General features: G+C 58.9%; 13 protein-coding genes. 8 read left to right on the top strand and 5 right to left on the bottom strand.

The window, feature by feature from the left end; translation table 11 throughout:
- Positions 1-53: 53 nt before the first annotated feature.
- The 4 genes from katG to metB form a co-directional block, all read right to left on the bottom strand.
- Positions 54-2,234 (bottom strand): catalase/peroxidase HPI, encoded by a 2,181-nt coding sequence (gene katG, locus FN633_RS02545; protein ID WP_154056623.1) that lies wholly within the window; start codon positions 2,232-2,234, stop codon positions 54-56.
- A 189-nt stretch (positions 2,235-2,423) separates the two neighbouring features.
- Complete coding sequence (gene metF / locus FN633_RS02540) at positions 2,424-3,314, bottom strand: methylenetetrahydrofolate reductase (protein WP_154056622.1); 891 nt, start codon at positions 3,312-3,314, stop codon at positions 2,424-2,426.
- Positions 3,315-3,517: 203 nt separating this feature from the next.
- Positions 3,518-5,950 (bottom strand): bifunctional aspartate kinase/homoserine dehydrogenase II, encoded by a 2,433-nt coding sequence (locus FN633_RS02535; RefSeq protein ID WP_154056621.1) that lies wholly within the window; start codon positions 5,948-5,950, stop codon positions 3,518-3,520.
- A gap of 2 nt (positions 5,951-5,952) precedes the next feature.
- On the bottom strand, positions 5,953-7,113 hold the full coding sequence (gene metB, locus FN633_RS02530; protein ID WP_154056620.1) for a cystathionine gamma-synthase: 1,161 nt from the start codon (positions 7,111-7,113) through the stop codon (positions 5,953-5,955).
- A 274-nt stretch (positions 7,114-7,387) separates the two neighbouring features.
- Between metB and metJ the strand changes: the two genes are divergently transcribed.
- Entirely contained in the window at positions 7,388-7,705 is a 318-nt protein-coding gene (gene metJ, locus FN633_RS02525) for a met regulon transcriptional regulator MetJ (protein WP_012133855.1), read from the top strand.
- 114 nt (positions 7,706-7,819) lie between these two features.
- Here metJ and rpmE read toward each other — a convergent pair whose 3' ends face one another.
- Positions 7,820-8,032, bottom strand: a complete 213-nt coding sequence (rpmE, locus tag FN633_RS02520) for a 50S ribosomal protein L31 (RefSeq protein ID WP_042394621.1) — start codon at positions 8,030-8,032, stop codon at positions 7,820-7,822.
- 206 nt (positions 8,033-8,238) lie between these two features.
- Here rpmE and priA point away from each other — a divergent pair, with 206 nt between their 5' ends.
- The 7 genes from priA to rraA all read left to right on the top strand — a co-directional run bounded on the left by priA (position 8,239) and on the right by rraA (position 16,247).
- Positions 8,239-10,434 (top strand): primosomal protein N', encoded by a 2,196-nt coding sequence (priA, locus tag FN633_RS02515; RefSeq protein ID WP_154056619.1) that lies wholly within the window; start codon positions 8,239-8,241, stop codon positions 10,432-10,434.
- A gap of 157 nt (positions 10,435-10,591) precedes the next feature.
- Positions 10,592-11,617, top strand: coding sequence for a DNA-binding transcriptional regulator CytR (cytR, locus tag FN633_RS02510; protein WP_154056618.1), 1,026 nt, complete (start codon positions 10,592-10,594; stop codon positions 11,615-11,617).
- 93 nt (positions 11,618-11,710) lie between these two features.
- Positions 11,711-12,700, top strand: coding sequence for a cell division protein FtsN (gene ftsN / locus FN633_RS02505; RefSeq protein WP_154056617.1), 990 nt, complete (start codon positions 11,711-11,713; stop codon positions 12,698-12,700).
- An 89-nt stretch (positions 12,701-12,789) separates the two neighbouring features.
- Positions 12,790-13,320 carry an ATP-dependent protease subunit HslV gene (gene hslV, locus FN633_RS02500; RefSeq protein ID WP_042394608.1) on the top strand — a complete coding sequence of 177 codons (531 nt, stop codon included), beginning with the start codon at positions 12,790-12,792 and terminating at the stop codon, positions 13,318-13,320.
- A gap of 9 nt (positions 13,321-13,329) precedes the next feature.
- Complete coding sequence (gene hslU / locus FN633_RS02495) at positions 13,330-14,661, top strand: HslU--HslV peptidase ATPase subunit (protein WP_154056616.1); 1,332 nt, start codon at positions 13,330-13,332, stop codon at positions 14,659-14,661.
- Between the two features lie 67 nt (positions 14,662-14,728).
- A complete protein-coding gene (menA, locus tag FN633_RS02490) occupies positions 14,729-15,652 on the top strand; it encodes a 1,4-dihydroxy-2-naphthoate polyprenyltransferase (protein ID WP_154056615.1) in 924 nt (307 codons plus the stop codon).
- A gap of 109 nt (positions 15,653-15,761) precedes the next feature.
- Positions 15,762-16,247 (top strand): ribonuclease E activity regulator RraA, encoded by a 486-nt coding sequence (rraA, locus tag FN633_RS02485; protein WP_042394600.1) that lies wholly within the window; start codon positions 15,762-15,764, stop codon positions 16,245-16,247.
- Positions 16,248-16,273 lie beyond the last annotated feature (26 nt).

The following is a 16,273-nucleotide window of genomic DNA, read 5'->3' as shown; positions in this document are numbered from 1 at the left end:
GCAATAACGCCTAAAAAAATCCCCGCACAAGCGGGGATTTTCATATTTAGCGTTTAGCGCAGATCGAAGCGGTCAAGATTCATCACCTTCACCCAGGCGGCGACGAAGGCTTTCACAAACCTCTCGTGGCCGTCATTGCTGGCATACACTTCCGCCAGCGCACGCAGGATGGAGTTAGAGCCAAACACCAGGTCGGCACGCGTAGCGGTATATTTCACCTCGCCACTCAGGCGATCTCGCCCCGCAAACAGCTCAGCGCTATCATCGGTCGCTTTCCACTCGGTGCGCATATCCAGCAGGTTAACAAAGAAGTCATTGCTGAGGACACCTACGCGCTGGGTAAAGACACCGTGCTGGCTGCCGTCGACGTTCGCGCCCAGCACGCGCAGGCCACCTACCAGCGCCGTCATTTCCGGTGCGGTCAGCGTCAGCTGCTGCGCTTTATCAATCAGCAGCGACTCCGTGGTTGAGGTATCGAGCTCGGTGCGGTAGTTACGGAAACCGTCGGCAATCGGCTTCATCAGCTCGAACATGTCGATATCGGTCTGATCCTGACGCGCATCCACGCGACCCGGTGCGAACGGCACATCGATAGCCACGCCCGCCTCTTTCGCCGCCAGCTCAACGCCGACCACCCCGGCCAGAACGATAATGTCCGCCAGCGACGCCTTGTTTGCCGTGCGCTGAATGCCCTCCAGCACCGGCAGAACGCGACCCGCCGTTGCGTTGACCTCCCAATCACGCTGCGGAGCCAGCGCCAGCCGTGCCCCATTTGCGCCGCCGCGCTTATCGCCGCCGCGGAAGGTAGAGGCAGAGGCCCAGGCCACCGACACCAGCTCGCTTACCGAGAGACCGGAGGCGGCAATCTCGCCCTTCAGGCTGGCAATATCGTCCTGAGACGGATTAAAGATCGCCTGTGGCAGCGGGTCCTGCCAGATCAGATCTTCTTTTGGCACTTCCGGGCCGATGTAGCGCGCTTTTGGCCCCATATCACGGTGCGTCAGCTTGTACCAGGCTCGGGCAAAGGCTTCGTTGAAAGCCTGCGGATCGTTCAGGAAGCGACGGGAGATCTTCTCGAACTCGGGATCGAAACGCAGCGTCAGGTCGGTCACCAGCATGGTGGGCTTACGCTTTTTCGCCGGATCGAAAGGATCGGGAATAATTTCCGGGGCATCAACCGCTTCAAACTGGATCGCACCTGCCGGGCTGCGGGTCTGCACCCACTCGTATTTGAACAGGTTCTCAAAGAAGTAGTTGCTCCACTGGGTTGGCGTCTGCGTCCAGACCACTTCCAGCCCGGAGGTGATGGCATCCGCACCGCTGCCGCTGCCGTAGCTGCTGCTCCAGCCCAGGCCCTGCGCTTCGATAGGCGCGGCTTCAGGATCGACATCAACGTGCGTTGCCGCCGCCGCGCCGTGGGTTTTGCCCAGCGTGTGGCCACCTGCAATCAGCGCCACGGTCTCCTCGTCATTCATCCCCATGTTGCCGAAGGTGGCACGAATGGCGGCGGCGGCCGAGATGGGCTCGCCGCTATGGTCCGGGCCTTCCGGGTTAACGTAGATCAGACCCATCTCGGTTGCGCCCAGCGGCGCTTTTGCCAGCGCTTCAGGGTGGCGATGCTTCAGCCAGGTCTTTTCATCGCCCCAGTTAACGTCCATATCCGGCTCCCAGACGTCTTCACGCCCGGCACCGAAACCAAAGGTGCGGAAGCCAGAGTTCTCCAGCGCCACGTTACCGGCCAGGATAAAGAGATCGGCCCAGGAAATTTTCTGGCCATACTTCTGCTTAACCGGCCACAGCAGACGACGCGCCTTGTCCAGGCTAACGTTATCGGGCCATGAGTTGAGAGGGGCAAAACGCTGCTGACCGCGCCCCGCGCCGCCGCGCCCATCGATGGAGCGGTAGGTCCCCGCGCTGTGCCATGCCATACGGATGAAAAGACCGACGTAGCTGCCCCAGTCGGCAGGCCACCACGGCTGTGAATCGGTTAACAGCGCTTTGAGATCGCCTTTCAGCGCAGCGTAGTCGAGTTTGCTGAATTCGTTACGGTAGTCAAAATCGTCGCCCAGCGGATTAGAGCGGTTTGAGTGCTGGTTCAGGAGGTCGACGCGGAGCTGTTTCGGCCACCAGTCACGGCTGGTTGTCCCCGCTCCGGCGCTGCGGTCGGCACCGCCCTGGTGAAACGGACATTTGCCTGTGGAAAGTGTGTTATGGATATCGTCTGATGCACTCATCTATCTGCTCCCAATATGGTGTTACCGCTACGATATACACCACTCTTGATAAGAGATAGTTGAATTCATCCACAGATTTAATAGCTAAATCCGTCTGTTTTTATTGGTAATTAAGTGGCAGATACGGGTTCTGACAATGACATTCATCATCCGAATCAATTGGACAATAAAAAACCGCCGAAGCGGTTTTTACAGCGCCGGACGTACGCCTAACGTGTGGCAGATAGCGTAGCTCATTTCAGCGCGGTTCAGAGTATAGAAGTGGAAATCTTTTACCCCTTCGCGGCTCAGGATCTTCACCATGTCCATGGCGATGTTTGCCCCCACTAGCTTGCGGGTTTCGGCATCGTCATCGAGGCCGTTAAACATCTGCGACATCCAGGCCGGAATACGCACGTTGGTCATGTCGGCAAACTTCTTCGCCTGCTTGAAGTTAGAGACCGGCAGAATGCCGGGAATAATCTCGACGTCAATGCCGGTGGCCGCGCAGCGGTCGCGAAAACGCAGATAGCTTTCGACGTCAAAAAAGAACTGGGTGATGGCCCGACTCGCACCGGCGTCGACTTTACGCTTCAGGTTCAGCAGATCTGCCTGGGCACTTTTGGCCTCTGGATGCACTTCTGGATAGGCGGCCACGGAGATATCAAAATCGGCGACGTCTTTTAACAGCGCAACCAGATCGGCGGCGTACATCTCTGGTTTACCGCCGTTTGGCGGCAGATCGCCGCGCAGGGCTACAATATGGCGAATACCGTTGTTCCAGTAATCCTGGGCAATAGCGCGCAGTTCGTTACGGGTTGCGTCGATACAGGTCAGATGCGGCACGGCCTCAAGGCCGGTACGATCTTTGATGCCCTTGATAATGCTGTGCGTGCGGTCACGCTCGCCAGAGTTTGCGCCGTAGGTGACGGAGACAAATTTCGGTTTCAGGCTGCTTAAGCGATCGATGGAGTGCCAGAGGGTCTGTTCCATTTCACTGGTGCGCGGCGGGAAAAACTCAAAGGATACGTTAATCTGCCCCTGCACTTCTGCCAGGCTCTGATTCAGGGCTTCCCGCTGGTTGGCGTGAAAAAAGCTCATACCTTACCTCATCAATCGCATGTCTGGGTTGTTGTCGTGTGAACTTCTATACGTTTAGACGTCCAGATGCCAAAATGACGTAAAAGCCGGATAACGTCAACAGAAATATCGCGGTTATCGGTGAGGAATGTTCAGGGAAGATGAAAAAAGCGCATGTCAGAGGCAGAAAGCCCCTCTCCTTGCAGAGAGGGGATCAATATTCACTACAGCAGCTGCGCCAGACGGTTGATGTCCGACTGAATAGCGCCAGCGGTCACGTCGCGCCCCGCGCCTGGGCCACGGATCACCAGCGGGTTATCGCGGTACCAGCGGCTCTCAATGGCGAAGACGTTATCGCACGGCAGCAGCGCCGCCAGCGGGTGCTCGGGGCGTACCGCCTCTACGCCAACGCGCGCTTTGCCGTTGGCGTCAAAGCGTGCCACGTAGCGCAGCACCAGTCCCATCTCCCGCGCCGCTTCCAGACGCTGCACCATCTGCTCGTTCAGCACGTCGCCGTTTTCAAAGAAGTGATCGACCGAGCCCTCTTCACATCCGGCGGGCACCAGCGACTCCACGCGCACCTGATCCGGCTCGATGTCATACCCCGCCTCACGGGCCAGGATCACCAGCTTGCGCATGACATCCTTACCAGCCAGATCCACGCGCGGATCCGGCTCGGTCAGCCCCTGCTGCCAGGCCTGATCGACCAGATCAGTAAAGGGCACGGTGCCATCAAACTGCAGGAACAGCCAGGAGAGCGTTCCAGAGAAAATGCCGCTGATAGAGAGGATCGAGTCACCGCTATCGATGAGATCGCGCACGGTATGGTTCACCGGCAGGCCCGCGCCCACGGTGGCGTTGTAGAGCCAGCGACGGCCTGTTTTTTCGAAGGCGTCATGGATCTGGCGATACTTGTCGCTGGTGCTCGCACCAGCCAGCTTATTGGCGCTGATAACGTGAAAACCGTGGCTGGCAAAGTCGAGGTACTGATCGGCCAGCTGCTCGCTGGCGGTGACGTCGAGCAACACCAGATCGTCATAGGGGTGCGCCCGCATCCACAGGAACAGGGAGTCCTCTTCATGCTCCACCGCTTCGTCATTAAAGAAGGCCAGCGCACGGCTGGCATCCAGCCCCTCGTAGCTCAGCAGGCTGCGGCGGCTGTCTACTACCCCCGCCAGCACAAATTCAAAGCCGGTGCGGGCGGAAAGCGCGCTCTGCTCGCGGGCAAACAGCTCCAGCCAGCGCGAGCCGATGTTGCCTTTGCCGAACAGCACCAGACCAATACGCTTCTCGGCGCGGAACAGCGACTGATGCAGGCCCTGGATTAGGCTTTCAGTGGGGCCCACGCGCAGCACCGCCACCAGGCTGATACTGTCGTCGGACTGCCAGATAAACTCTACCGGCTGGCCCTTCAGCTGCTGCCAAAAACGATGGCTATGGAGTGGGTTACGGCACACGCCCGCGCCAACCAGCGCCACCAGCGCCAGCCCCTGGCGCAAACGCAGCTCGCCCGGTAGCCCGGCTTCGTCGAGTAGCTTAAGCGCGCTATCAACGACCTCTGAGGTGTAGCAGAGCTGAAGCAGGTTGCGGTCGGTATGCACGCCTACCGCCAGCGGACGCAGCTGGGCGCGCTTAAGGATCAGGTCGATCTCTTTATGCGCCAGCTTGAAGTCCTGGCTCGGCGGCACCTGGAACTCAATCAGGCAGACGTCATCGTGGCTGGTGACGATGCGTGCGCCCGTCCCGGAAGCCAGCACGCGCTCGATGCGCGTAGAGCCCTGCTCCGGGTTATAGCTGCAGCGCAGCTGAAGATCGATATCGCTGCCGGAGACCGGCTGTAGCGTGCGGGCGTGCAGTACCGGCGCGGCCAGGCGGGCCAGCTCGCTGGCTTCGTCGAGACGCAGCAGCGGCAGCAGGCAGGCATCTTTTACTTTACGCGGGTCAGCGCTGTAGACCCCGGCCACGTCGCTCCAGATGGTCACCCGAGAGACGCCGCCCAGCGCGCCAATCTGCGTTGCCGAGTAGTCAGAGCCGTTACGGCCCAGCAGTACGGTCTCTCCCGCATCGTTGCGGCAGATAAAACCGGTCACCACCAGCCGTTTGCCGGGGTGCTGCACCATCAGCTGTTGCAGCAGCGGCCAGGAGAGGCCTTCGTCAACCTGCGGCTGGGCAGAGCGCTCGGCGCGTAAAAATTCCCGCGCGTCGAGCCAGGCGGCATTTAACCCCTGCAGATTAAGCACGGCGGACATCAATCGCGCGGACCAGATCTCGCCGTGGCCGACCACCTCGGCATAGACCGCATCGGTAACGCCGCTGTCGAGCAGGCCAGCGAGACGCTCCAGATCGTGAATAAATTCGCTGATTAACCCATCGGCGGTCTCAGCAGGAAGTAATCCACTGATAAGTTCGGACTGGTAGCGCCGCAGCGCCTGTTGAACCTGATGCGCAGAGAGTCTGTCGGTCTGGCTGAGCTTCAGCCAGCTGATCAACTGGTTGGTGGTGCTGCCGGCGGCCGAGACCACCATCATATCGCCAGGCTGCGAATACTCTGCCATGATACCGGCGACACGCAGGTAACACTTCACATCCGCCAGACTACTACCACCAAACTTATGCAGTTGACGACCCTTCGCCCCTGCCTGCGCAATCACACTCATGTTTACCCCTTGGCTGCGATCCGGAATGCATTTTCCAGATCGGCAATTAAATCTTCACCATCTTCAATACCGGTCGAGATGCGTAGCAGCGTCTCGGAGATGCCGGCGGCGGCGCGTGCTTCGGCGGCCATGCCCGCGTGCGTCATGGTAGCGGCATGGGAGATCAGGCTCTCCACGCCGCCTAGCGACTCCGCCAGCGTAAACAGCGACAGGCCGCTTAAGAAACGACGCAGGGTCTGCTCATCGCCGTCCAGCTCAAAGCTCAGCATCGCGCCGAAGCCTTTCTGCTGACGGGCGGCAATCTCGTGGCCCTGGTTTTCCGGCAGCGACGGGTGATAGAGCGTCTTCACCAGCGGCTGCGTCTTCAGGAACTCAACGATCGCCTGAGCGTTACGCTGGGCCACTTCCATACGCGGCGACAGCGTACGCAGACCGCGCAGCAGCAGGTAGCTATCAAACGCGCTGCCCGTTACGCCAATATTATTCGCCCACCATGCCAGTTCGGTGACGGTCGCTTCCTCTTTGGCAATCACCACGCCCGCTACCACGTCGGAGTGGCCGTTGAGGTACTTGGTGCAGGAGTGCAGCACCAGATCCGCCCCCAGCGCCAGCGGGTTTTGCAGCGCCGGGCTGAGGAAGGTGTTATCCACCACGCTCACCGCGCCCGCTTCGCGTGCCAGCTGACAGATTTTCGCAATATCCACGACGCGCAACAATGGATTACTTGGACTTTCGATCAGCACCAGCTTCGGTTGTTCAGCCAGCGCCGCCTTCAGGGCCTGCTCATCGTTTTGATCGACAAAGAGAACGCGGTAACAGCCGCGCTTCGCCAGGCTATCAAACAGACGGTAGCTGCCGCCGTAGCAGTCGTGTGGGGCCACCAGCAGATCGCCAGGCTTCAGATAAACCGTGGTCACCAGGTGGATAGCGGACATGCCGGTATTGGTCAGCACGGCACCTGCCCCGCCTTCCAGCTCCGCCAGCGCACGCTGGACGACATCACGCGTCGGATTACCGCGGCGGGAGTAGTCATGCGCGCGCGGCTCGTTGAAATCGGTGAAGTTATAGGTGCTGGAGAGATGAATCGGCGGGACAACGCAGCCGTACTGCTCGTCATCATTCAATCCGCTACGCACTGCAATGGTGGCCTGTTTACGCGTCATGTGAAGGCTTCCTGGCTTAATGGATGAAAATCAGGCCACAGAATAGCATTGTGGTGATAGACGTCAATACATCTGGACATCTAAACTTCTTTGCGTATAGATTGAGCAAACTGAGAATAACCGTTAAAATTATCTGCATTAGCGCACATCCCCGGAGCCAATACTCCGTGTCACGGTGGCGTCTCTACGGTAAACTACGCGAGATTACGGCCCAGTCCCTGCGTTTAGTCGGGTTTTGGCCATTTATTAATGAGAAAGAGGATTAAGGTATCTCATGGCTGAATGGAGCGGCGAATATATCAGCCCCTACGCTGAGCACGGTAAGAAGAGTGAGCAAGTAAAAAAAATTACGGTTTCCATTCCTCTGAAGGTGTTAAAGATCCTCACCGATGAACGTACCCGTCGTCAGGTCAACAACCTGCGTCACGCGACAAACAGCGAGCTGCTGTGCGAAGCGTTCCTGCATGCGTTCACCGGCCAGCCTTTGCCGAACGATGAAGACCTGCGCAAAGAGCGCAGCGACGAAATCCCTGAAGAGGCGAAGATTATCATGCGCGAGCTGGGCATCGACCCGGACACATGGGAATACTAATAGAAAAGGGGCTTCGGCCCCTTTTTGCTGGTTGTCATACGCCGGGTGGCGGCTGACGCAAAATTCAGGCACAAAAAAACCGCCCGAAGGCGGTTTTTTCTAAGCAGCGGATTCTTACTTGCTGCCTGGGATGCTGAAGCGCTTGTTGAAGCGGTCAACACGGCCACCGGTAGCAACATCACGCTGCTTGCCAGTGTAGAACGGGTGGCATGCGCCGCACACGTCCAGGTTCAGATCGTGACCCACGGTTGAATGGGTTTTGATCACGTTACCGCAAGAACAGGTTGCAGTAATCGCAGTGTAATTCGGGTGAATACCTTTTTTCATGGGAGAAACCTCAGTTAAGGCCGCATCGCTCTTCCAGCCCTAACGCCGGACACCATGCGAGATAATTAATTTAAGCTCTGGCGGCAGAATGCAACACCAAAGGCGGCGAATCATACAGAAATTAACCGCCATATGCAAACAGATCCGCATCTGCCTCCTCACAATGTGTATACTATCCCGCCAATTTCAAGTGCATGGATAAAAAAATGCCCGTTGCTCACGTTGCCCTGCCCGTCCCGCTGCCGCGCACCTTTGACTATCTGCTGCCTGCCGATCTGTCTGCCCGTGCGGGCTGCCGCGTGCGCGTGCCGTTCGGCAAGCAGCAGCGGGTGGGCGTCGTGGTCTCGGTAAGCGACAGCAGCGAACTGCCTCTGACCGAGCTAAAGAGCGTGGTGGAGGTACTGGACAGCGAGCCGGTGTTCTCCCCTTCGGTGTGGCGACTGCTGCTGTGGGCGGCGGAGTATTACCATCATCCGCTGGGCGACGTGCTGTTTCACGCCCTGCCCGTGCTGCTGCGCCAGGGGAAGCCCGCCAGCGCCGCACCGCTCTGGTACTGGTTCGCGACAGAGCAGGGCCAGGTGGTGGATATCAACAGCCTGAAGCGCTCGCCAAAGCAGCAGCAGGCGCTCTCCGCCCTGCGCCAGGGAAAAGTCTGGCGGCATCAGGTCGCGGATCTGGAATTTAACGATGCGGCGCTACAGGCGCTGCGCAGCAAAGGCCTGTGCGAGCTTAACAGCGAAACGCCTGCCCCCCGTGACTGGCGCGAAGGCTATGCCGTCAGCGGCGAGCGTCTGCGGCTCAACACCGAGCAGGCGACGGCAGTGGGAGCCATTCACAGCGAGGCCAACACCTTCTCCGCCTGGCTGCTGGCGGGCGTGACCGGCTCCGGGAAGACCGAGGTCTACCTGAGCGTGCTGGAGAACATTCTTGCCCAGGGCAAGCAGGCGCTGGTGATGGTGCCGGAGATTGGCCTGACGCCACAGACTATCGCCCGCTTCCGGGAGCGGTTTAACGCCCCGGTAGAGGTATTGCACTCGGGACTGAACGACAGCGAGCGCCTGAGCAGCTGGCTGAAAGCCAAGAACGGCGAGGCGGCGATTGTGATCGGTACCCGCTCGTCGCTGTTTACCCCGTTTAAAAACCTCGGCGTCATTGTGATCGACGAGGAGCACGACAGCTCCTATAAGCAGCAGGAGGGGTGGCGCTATCATGCTCGTGACCTGGCGGTCTACCGCGCCCACAGCGAGCAGATCCCGATTATCCTCGGCTCGGCCACGCCTGCGCTGGAGACCCTACACAACGTACGGCAGAAGAAGTACCGAATGCTGCGCCTTACCCGGCGGGCAGGCAATGCGCGACCGGCTAACCAGCACGTGCTCGATCTCAAGGGCCAGCAGCTGCAGGCAGGTCTCTCCCCAGCATTAATCAGCCGGATGCACCAGCACCTGCAGGCCAATAACCAGGTGATCTTGTTTCTCAACCGTCGCGGCTTTGCTCCAGCGCTGCTGTGCCACGACTGCGGGTGGATCGCCGAGTGCCCGCGCTGCGATCACTACTACACCCTGCACCAGGCCCAGCACCAGCTGCGCTGCCACCACTGCGACAGCCAGCGACCGGTGCCGCGCCAGTGTCCCTCCTGCGGCTCCACGCATATGGTTCCGGTGGGTTTGGGTACGGAGCAGCTTGAGCAGGCGCTCACCCCTCTCTTTCCCGGCGTGGCCATCTCGCGTATCGATCGCGACACCACCAGCCGCAAGGGGGCGCTGGAGCAGCATCTGGCAGAGGTGCATCGTGGCGGCGCACGTATTCTGATCGGCACGCAGATGCTGGCGAAGGGACATCACTTCCCAGACGTCACCCTGGTGGCGCTGCTCGACGTTGACGGGGCGCTGTTCTCGGCTGACTTCCGCGCCGCCGAGCGTTTCGCCCAGCTCTACACCCAAGTTTCAGGCCGTGCCGGACGCGCGGGCAAACAGGGTGAGGTGATTTTACAGACCCACCATCCTGAGCACCCGCTTCTGCAAACGCTGCTCTATAAAGGCTATGATGCCTTTGCTGAGGAGGCGCTGGCGGAGCGGCAGACGCTCCAGCTGCCGCCGTGGACCAGCCACGTCATCATCCGCGCTGAGGATCATAACAACCAGCAGGCCCCGCTCTTTCTGCAGCAGCTGCGCAATCTGCTGCAGGCCAGCCCGCTGGTGGATAGCCACCTCTGGCTGCTCGGCCCGGTGCCTGCGCTCGCGCCAAAGCGCGGCGGTCGCTACCGCTGGCAGCTGCTGCTTCAGCACCCTTCGCGTATTCGCCTGCAGCATATCGTCAGCGGCGCGTTGGCGCTGATTAATACCCTGCCAGAGGCGCGCAAGGTGAAGTGGGTGCTGGACGTGGATCCGATTGAGGGTTAGCGAGGCCAGGATGCGAGTCGGATCGAAAAATTCAACCTTCATCACAATTTTCCTGAAAATACTGTAACCGAACTGATTAACGATCTGCTAAAAATGTGGGTAATGTCGCACATAAGGGATGCGTCTGCGCTTATGCCAGACATGCGAGGAGAAAGAGTTGAAGGTGAAGAAAGAGGTTGCTGCGGCGACCATGAAAGATGTGGCCCAGAAAGCGAAGGTTTCTACGGCAACCGTCTCCAGGGCGTTGATGAATCCGGACAAAGTCTCTCAGGCGACCCGCAACCGCGTTGAGCAGGCGGCGCTGGAGGTGGGCTATTTGCCACAGGCGATGGGCCGCAATATTAAGCGCAACGAATCGCGCACGCTGCTGGTGATCGTGCCGGACATCTGCGATCCCTTTTTCAGCGAAATCATTCGCGGTATTGAAGTGACCGCGGCCGAGCAGGGCTATCTGGTGCTGATCGGCGACTGTGCCCACCAGAACCAGCAGGAGAAGACGTTTATCGATCTGATCATCACCAAGCAGATTGACGGCATGCTGCTGCTCGGCTCGCGCCTGCCCTTTGACGCCAGCATCGAGGAGCAGCGCAACCTGCCACCGATGGTGATGGCCAACGAGTTCGCGCCGGAACTGGAACTGCCCACGGTGCACATCGATAACCTGACGGCGGCCTTTAATGCGGTTAACTACCTGCTGGAGCAGGGACATCAGCGGATTGGCTGTATTGCCGGGCCGGAGGAGATGCCGCTGTGCCACTATCGCCTGCAGGGCTACGTCCAGGCGCTGCGCCGTTCCGGCATCACCGTTGACCCGCACTATATCGCCCGAGGCAACTTCACCTACGAGGCGGGGAGCAGTGCTATGGAGCAGCTGCTGGCGCTGCCGAAGCCGCCTACGGCGGTATTCTGCCACAGCGACGTCATGGCCCTTGGCGCGCTCTCCTGTGCGAAACGCAAAGGACTGAAAATACCTCAGGATCTGTCTATTATTGGTTTCGATAATATTTCACTGGCCCAATTCAGCGATCCGCCGCTGACCACGGTCGCCCAGCCGCGCTTTGAGATTGGCCGCGAGGCGATGCTATTGCTGTTGGATCAGCTACATGGCCAGGTCGTGAGCAGCGGATCGCGCCTGCTGGAGTGTGAATTGATCGTCCGCGGGTCGACACAGGCACTTACGTAACAGCGCCTGCTTTCAGAATTCCGCGTCTGGTCAAAGCCCCGTCGCTTAAGTAACATGACGGACCAATAAACGAATGAATACAGCGAAACGATAGTGGCCCAACGAGATTATGTACGCCGCAGCCAATCGGCTCCTTCGCGGCGAAAAACGAGCACCTCAAGGAAGAAGCAACGTACTACGCCTGCTGTCTCGCCTGCTATGGTGGCGATTGCAGCCGCCGTGCTGGTGGCCTTTCTCGGTGGCCTTTACTTTATTACCCATCACAAAAAAGAGGAGTCCGAGACCCTGCAGAGCCAGAAGGTCACGGGCAACGGGCTACCGCCGAAGCCGGAAGAGCGCTGGCGTTATATTAAAGAGCTGGAGAGCCGTCAGCCGGGCGTACGTGCGCCAACCGAACCGTCGGCGGGCGGTGAGGTGATGAACCCGGATCAGTTGACCAACGAGCAGCGTCAGCTGTTAGAGCAGATGCAGGCCGACATGCGTCAGCAGCCTACCCAGCTTAACGAAGTGCCGTGGAACGAGCAGACCCCTGCCCAGCGCCAGCAGACCCTGCAGCGCCAGCGTCAGGTGCAGCAGTTCCAACAGCAACAAACTCAACAGCAGACCCAGCAGCAATGGGCCGCCGCTGCGCCAAAAACCCAGCCGCGCCTAACGGAGCAGCCGCAGACCCGCACGGTGCAGAGCGCGCAGGCACCACGGCAGACGCAGCAGTCGAAGCCCGCAGCAAACAGCCAGCCGTATCAGGATCTGCTGCAAACCCCGGCGCATACCGCTGCTGCCGCGCCGAAAACGCAGCAGGCTGCCCCGGTCACGCGTGAGCCGGAAGCGGCGAAGCCTGCCGCTGAGAAAAAAGATGAGCGTCGCTGGATGGTACAGTGCGGTTCGTTTAAAGGCGCAGAGCAGGCGGAGACCGTCCGTGCTCAGCTGGCGTTCGAAGGCTTTGACTCACGCATCACCACCAACAACGGCTGGAATCGCGTGGTGATTGGCCCGGTTAAAGGCAAAGATAACGTCGATGGCACCATCAATCGCCTGAAGCTGGGCGGTCACGCAAACTGCATTCGTCTCGCCTCTGGGGGTTGAAACCCCCAAAATCTCCCCCATCTATAATTGCATTCTGCCCCGTACACCGTGCGGGGCGACTCATCTGATTGCAACAAAGGGGTCTGCTCGTGACAACAATTGTAAGTGTTCGCCGTAACGGCCAGGTCGTGATTGCCGGTGATGGCCAGGCCACGCTGGGCAATACCGTAATGAAAGGCAACGTCAAAAAAGTGCGTCGCCTGTATAACGATAAAGTGATCGCCGGTTTTGCAGGCGGTACCGCAGATGCCTTCACGCTGTTCGAACTGTTTGAGCGCAAGCTGGAGATGCACCAGGGCCACCTGGTAAAAGCTGCCGTTGAGCTGGCAAAAGACTGGCGTACCGATCGTATGCTGCGCAAGCTCGAAGCGCTGCTGGCGGTGGCAGATGAAAACGCCTCGCTGATTATCACCGGTAACGGCGACGTTGTGCAGCCTGAAAACGACCTGATTGCTATCGGCTCCGGCGGCCCGTACGCCCAGGCCGCCGCCCGCGCCATGTTAGAAAACACCGACATGAACGCGCGCGACATTGCGGTGAAGGCGTTGGATATTGCAGGAGATATCTGCATCTATACCAACCACTTCCACACCATCGAAGAATTAAACTCTAAAGCGTAAGGATCTCCCATGTCTGAAATGACCCCACGCGAAATTGTCAGCGAACTGAACAAACACATTATCGGTCAGGACAATGCCAAGCGCTCTGTTGCTATTGCCCTGCGTAACCGCTGGCGTCGTATGCAGCTCGACGAAGAGCTGCGCCACGAAGTGACACCGAAAAACATTCTGATGATCGGCCCAACCGGCGTCGGTAAAACCGAAATTGCTCGCCGCCTGGCGAAGCTGGCCAATGCGCCTTTCATTAAAGTAGAAGCGACTAAATTCACCGAAGTGGGCTATGTCGGTAAAGAAGTCGACTCAATTATCCGCGATCTGACCGATGCCGCCGTGAAAATGGTGCGTATGCAGTCGATTGAGAAGAACCGCTACCGCGCGGAAGAGATGGCGGAAGAGCGCATTCTCGACGTGCTGATCCCCCCGGCGAAAGATAACTGGGGCCAGGCGGAACAGGCTCAGGAGCCCTCTGCTGCCCGTCAGGCGTTCCGCAAAAAACTGCGTGAGGGCCAGCTGGATGACAAAGAGGTAGAGATTAACCTCGCCGCCGCGCCAATGGGCGTGGAGATCATGGCACCGCCGGGCATGGAAGAGATGACCAGCCAGCTACAGTCGATGTTCCAGAACCTGGGCGGCCAGAAGCAGAAGCCGCGCAAGATTAAGATCAAAGACGCCATGAAGCTGCTGATCGAAGAGGAAGCGGCCAAGCTGGTGAACCCGGAAGAGCTGAAGCAGGACGCCATCGACGCCGTGGAGCAGCACGGTATCGTGTTTATCGATGAGATCGATAAGATCTGTAAGCGCGGTGAATCCTCCGGCCCGGACGTCTCCCGTGAAGGCGTCCAGCGCGACCTGCTGCCGCTGGTAGAGGGCTGTACCGTCTCCACCAAGCACGGCATGGTGAAAACTGACCATATCCTGTTCATCGCTTCCGGTGCGTTCCAGGTGGCGAAGCCGTCGGATCTGATCCCTGAGCTGCAGGGCCGTCTGCCAATCCGCGTTGAGCTGCAGGCGCTGACCACCGAGGACTTCGAGCGTATCCTGACCGAGCCAAACGCCTCTGTTACCGTACAGTACAAAGCGCTGATGGCTACCGAGGGCGTCAACATCGACTTTACCGACGACGGTATCAAGCGCATTGCCCAGGCTGCATGGCAGGTGAACGAGACCACCGAAAATATCGGTGCGCGTCGTCTGCATACGGTTCTGGAGCGTCTGATGGAGGATATCTCCTACGACGCCAGCGATCTGAACGGTGAATCGATCACAATCGACGCCGCTTATGTGAGCAAGCACCTGGATGAGCTAGTAGCAGATGAAGATTTGAGCCGTTTTATCTTATAATCGCGCTCAGCACGTTTTCATTACTGTTAATGGGGCTATATAGCCCCATTTTTATTGGCTGGATCCTATGACTGAATATACCCTGACGCGTACCCAGGCCTGGCTGGAAAGCCTGCGTCCGAAGACCCTTCCCCTTGCGTTTGCCGCGATTGTGGTGGGCACCGCGCTCGCCTGGTGGCAGGGCCATTTTGACCTGCGGGTGGCGGTGCTGGCGCTCATCACCGCCGGGCTGCTGCAGATCCTCTCTAATCTGGCTAACGACTACGGCGACGCGGTAAAGGGCAGCGACAAGCCGGATCGTATCGGGCCGCTGCGGGGGATGCAGAAAGGGGCTATCAGTCTGGCACAGATGAAACGTGCCCTGCTGGTTACCGTCGCGCTCAGCTGCCTCTCTGGCCTGACGCTGGTTCTGGTGGCGTATCAGACGGTAGCGGATTTTATCGGCTTCCTGGTGCTGGGCGGGCTGTCAATCATCGCCGCTATTACCTACACCATTGGCCGCCGCCCGTATGGCTATCTCGGCCTGGGGGATATCTCGGTACTGCTCTTCTTTGGCTGGCTCAGCGTGATGGGCAGCGGCTATCTCCAGGCGCATACCCTGATCGCGGCGATGTTCTTACCAGCGACCGCCTGCGGCCTGCTGGCGACGGCGGTGCTTAACGTCAATAACCTGCGGGATATCGACAGCGATCGCGCTAACGGTAAAAACACGCTGGTGGTGCGTCTGGGGCCGCTGAACGCCCGCCGCTACCACGCCTGTCTGCTGCTGGGTGCGCTGCTCTGCTTCGGCCTGTTCAACCTGCTCTCGCTGCACAGTCCGTGGGGCTGGCTGTTCATTCTTGCTGCGCCGCTGCTGGTGCGCCAGGCACGCTATGTACTGCGCGAACGCGACCCTGCTGCGATGCCGCCCATGCTCGAACGCACCGTTAAAGGCGCACTGCTGACTAACCTACTGTTTGTGGTCGGCCTTGTGCTCAGTAAGGTGTGTTAAGTAAGGCGCTGCTTTACCTGACAAATATCAATTAACAATTGATGATTTTGCCAACAATGCACTATGCGCGATATACTGTGAGTTCTCGCAGCAACTAAACGTAAATCCTATGAAATACGATACTTCCGAGCTTTGTGACATCTACCAAGAAGATGTCAACGTCGTGGAACCGCTGTTCTCCAACTTTGGTGGGCGGTCGTCGTTTGGCGGACAAATCATCACGGTGAAATGTTTCGAGGATAACGGGTTGCTTTACGATCTGCTCGAACAGAATGGCCGTGGTCGCGTTTTGCTGATTGACGGCGGGGGTTCCGTTCGTCGCGCACTGATTGATGCCGAGCTGGCACGCCTTGCTGCCCAGAACGAATGGGAAGGCCTGGTGGTCTACGGCGCGGTGCGCCAGGTGGACGATCTTGAAGAGTTGGACATCGGTATTCAGGCGATTGCCGCGATCCCGGTGGGTGCCGCAGGTGATGGCATAGGCGAAAGCGATATCCGCGTGAACTTTGGCGGCGTCACCTTCTTCTCCGGCGACCATCTCTATGCCGATAACACCGGCATTATCCTCTCCGAAGATCCGCTCGATATCGAGTAATTAAAAAAGGCACCTTAAGGTGCCTT

Origin of the sequence: Pseudescherichia vulneris (assembly GCF_902164725.1) — a bacterium.
GTDB lineage: Bacteria > Pseudomonadota > Gammaproteobacteria > Enterobacterales > Enterobacteriaceae > Pseudescherichia > Pseudescherichia vulneris.
The sequence above is the reverse complement of the archived record's forward strand: the minus strand, read 5'-3'. Positions and strand labels throughout refer to the sequence as shown.

Bases quoted from the DNA above. Each gene is read 5' to 3' on its own strand.
- katG (WP_154056623.1), bottom strand. From the start codon at position 2,234: ATGAGTGCATCAGACGATATCCATAACACACTTTCCACAGGCAAATGT.
- metF (WP_154056622.1), bottom strand. From the start codon at position 3,314: ATGAGCTTTTTTCACGCCAACCAGCGGGAAGCCCTGAATCAGAGCCTG.
- FN633_RS02535 (WP_154056621.1), bottom strand. From the start codon at position 5,950: ATGAGTGTGATTGCGCAGGCAGGGGCGAAGGGTCGTCAACTGCATAAG.
- metB (WP_154056620.1), bottom strand. From the start codon at position 7,113: ATGACGCGTAAACAGGCCACCATTGCAGTGCGTAGCGGATTGAATGAT.
- metJ (WP_012133855.1), top strand. From the start codon at position 7,388: ATGGCTGAATGGAGCGGCGAATATATCAGCCCCTACGCTGAGCACGGT.
- rpmE (WP_042394621.1), bottom strand. From the start codon at position 8,032: ATGAAAAAAGGTATTCACCCGAATTACACTGCGATTACTGCAACCTGT.
- priA (WP_154056619.1), top strand. From the start codon at position 8,239: ATGCCCGTTGCTCACGTTGCCCTGCCCGTCCCGCTGCCGCGCACCTTT.
- hslU (WP_154056616.1), top strand. From the start codon at position 13,330: ATGTCTGAAATGACCCCACGCGAAATTGTCAGCGAACTGAACAAACAC.
- menA (WP_154056615.1), top strand. From the start codon at position 14,729: ATGACTGAATATACCCTGACGCGTACCCAGGCCTGGCTGGAAAGCCTG.
- rraA (WP_042394600.1), top strand. From the start codon at position 15,762: ATGAAATACGATACTTCCGAGCTTTGTGACATCTACCAAGAAGATGTC.